The 2918-nt window shown below is 75.8% G+C and carries 2 protein-coding genes; one reads left to right on the top strand and one right to left on the bottom strand.

Features of this window, described 5'->3' with window-relative positions:
* Window positions 1-964 (top strand): winged helix DNA-binding domain-containing protein (locus tag ACFV4N_RS42220; RefSeq protein WP_499678315.1); only part of this gene is annotated, 964 nt, incomplete at its 5' end.
* Between the two features lie 119 nt (window positions 965-1083).
* Here ACFV4N_RS42220 and ACFV4N_RS42215 read toward each other — a convergent pair.
* Complete coding sequence (locus ACFV4N_RS42215; protein ID WP_499678314.1) at window positions 1084-2550, bottom strand: alkaline phosphatase family protein; 1467 nt, start codon at window positions 2548-2550, stop codon at window positions 1084-1086.
* Between the last annotated feature and the right edge of the window lie 368 nt (window positions 2551-2918).

The raw sequence follows: 2918 nt of genomic DNA, 5'->3' as shown, positions 1-2918 counted from the left end.
GGCCAGGGCGCTGCGCCTGCGGGCGCACCGCCTGACCGACCCCGCCCGCACCCTATCCGACCTGCTGCGCGACGTGGTCGCCGTGCAGGCGCAGGACGTGGTCGCCGCCGGGCTCGCGGTCCGCGCCCGCACCACCGGCCTGTCCCCCGCCGACCTGCGCGCCGCCCTGGACCGCGGCGACGTGGTGCGCACGTGCGCCATGCGCGGCGCCGTGCACCTGCTGCGCCGCGAGGACGTGGGCTGGCTGCTGGCGCTGCTGGGGCCCGTCAACGTCGCCCGCGGCCGGCCGCGACGGCTGGAGCTGGGGCTGACCGACGAGGTGTGCGAGCGGGCGCTGGGCGCGCTGCGCGAGGTGCTGACCGAACCGCTGACCAGGGCCGCCGTCGTCGAACGGCTCGCCGAGGTCGGCGTGGCGCTCGACCCGGCCACGCCGGCTCCGTCCTACCTGCTCGCCTACGCCGCCAACCGGGGCGTGGTCTGCGCGGGCGAGTCGACCTACCGGCTGCTGTCCGACGCCGTGCCGGACCTGCCGCCCGACCTGCCCGAGCTGGCCCGCCGCTACCTGCGCGCCTACGGCCCCGCCACGGTCGACGACCTGGCCGCCTGGAGCGGTCTGCCCGTCGACCGGGTGCGCGCGGAGTTCCCCGCGGACGAGCTGGTGGAGGGCGGGCACGGCTGGCAGCTGCCCGCCGCCGACGCGCCCGACCCGGAGGGCACGGTGCGGCTGCTCGGCCCGTTCGACACCTTCCTGCTCGGCTACCGCGACCGGGACCTGCTGCTCGACCCCGCGCACGCGCCGCTGCTGCGGACCGCGGGCGGTGCGCCGGCGCCGCACGTCGTGGTGGACGGCCGGGTGCACGGCACGTGGCGGCGGCGCGACGGGAGGGTGGTGGTCGAGCAGTTCGGCCACATCCCGGTCTCCGAGCTGGACGTCGAGGTGGAGTCGGTGCTCGCCTGGAGCTGACGGGTCCGGTGGGTCCGGCGGGGGGGGGGGGGGGGGGCACCCCCCCCGGGGGGGAGGTCGGCCCGGACCGGCGCCTCAGCCGGTCCACCCGGGGTTCGCGGTCGGGCCGCCCGCGCGGGTCAGAAGCTCACCGTCGGGGAGTCGACGGCCCAGTACCAGTTGTTGTCGCCGTTGGCGAGCCGCCACGTCACGGTCATCCGCCGCGCGCCGGCCGGGACGGTCACCGGCACCGACTCGACCCGGGCGACCGCGTCGCCGGTGTGGGTCAGCACGGTCCGGGCGGCGCCGCCGTCGAAGGACACGGACACCGTGGCGGTCTCGGCGCCTTCCTTGCGGTAGTGCGAGACGAAGCCGACGGTCGCGCGCGTGCGGCCGGTCACGTCGTAGGCGGGTGAGACCAGGGCGCTGGTGAAGGTGCCGGTGCGGGTGCGGTCGGACCACTCGTCGGAGTCGGCGACGGCGAACACGCCGCGGGCGCGCACGTTGTTCTCGCGCCACTGGCCGGGTTCGGCGCGGGTCCAGAAGTCGTCGTTGGTGAAGGACCACCCGTGCCACTCGGTGACGCCGCCGGCGCCCATGCCGGTGTTGTCGATCCGCCACCCCGACGGCGGGGTGTCCGACCAGCCGAGCGCGCTCGTCGCCTCGTGCACGGCCGGTTTGAGCGCGACGGCGTCGAACGGGTCCGCGGTGGGCGTGCCCAGCGGCCGGCCGTCGAGGCCGGTGGTGGCGACGCCGAACCGCGCGAGGACGGTGGCGGCGACGTCGACGTTCTTCGGCGCGACGGCGGGCGTGCCCGGGGTGGCGCCCGGTCCGGTGTGGATGATCAACGAGGCGCGTTCGCCCGGTGTGCTGCCGCCGTGGCCGCCGGTGTCGGTGTGGCCGTGGTCGGAGGTGACGATGACGGTCCAGTCCTCCTGCGCGCGGGTCGGGCGCGCGGCGACGGCGTCGAGGACCTGCTTGATGCGCTTGTCCACGGCGGTGACGGCGTCGCGGTAGCAGGAGCCGGCCGCGCCGCAGCTGTGCCCGGCGGCGTCGACGTCGTCGAAGTGCAGGAAGCCGGCGTCGGCGTCGGTGGTGCGGATGTGCTGCGCGGCCCGGTCGGCGGTGGCCTGGTCGCCGCCGGAGGAGACGCGCAGGTCGACCTCGGCGCCGAAGATCGCCGTGCCGGCGCTCGTGGTGACCAGCGGCGCCCACGTGGCGATGGCGTAGGTGGACGTGGCCCGGTCGGCGCGCTCCAAGCGGGTCAGGAAGTCGGGGTGCTCGGCCAGCCGGTGGGACGTGCCCCACGAGTTGCTCGTGACGCCGTGCCGGTCCGGCCACGCGCCGGTGGCGATGGTCGCCCACCCCGGGCCGGACAGCGTCGGCGCCATCGGGTTGGCGTACAGCGAGGTCTTCGACGACGACCCGCCGGCGATCAGGCCGTCGAGGGCGGGGGCGTCGGCGACCGCGACGCGGTCGAGCATCAGACCGTCGACGCCGATGACGAGGACTTTGTCGGAGGTGGCGGCGATGGCGTTCGGCAGCGGGACGGCGGTCAGCGCGGCGAGCGCGAGACCGGTGACGGCGATGTGGCGCAGGGTGCGCACGCGCGTCTCCTTCGGAACTTGACTATACGAGTGGTGTTGATCGCCTCCTATGAGACCGCAAGAGGTTGGCGTGCCGGGTTAACGGTCCACCAACTTGTCAGTACAAGTAGCTGCGGTGATGACCGGCCCGGTATCGGCGCCCCTCCGTGGGGGAGATCGCGCGTCACCGCCGGCCGGGTGGGTGTGCCAGGTCCGCGGCGAACGGGAGCGTCGCCACAACCGTGCATAGCCGATCACCCGTGCGGGTAACCCGTGGTCACGGCAGTGCGGAGCTGCGGCCGGGGATGAGGTCGGCCGACGGCCCCGGGGTCGGGGCCGTGGTGCGGGCCCCCCACCCTGGCCACCACCCCCGGCCCCCCCCACCCCCA

The organism is Actinosynnema sp. NPDC059797 (genome assembly GCF_042732085.1).
GTDB lineage: Bacteria > Actinomycetota > Actinomycetes > Mycobacteriales > Pseudonocardiaceae > Actinosynnema.
Note: the sequence above shows the minus strand (reverse complement) of the source record. Positions and strands in the feature narration are given on the sequence as shown.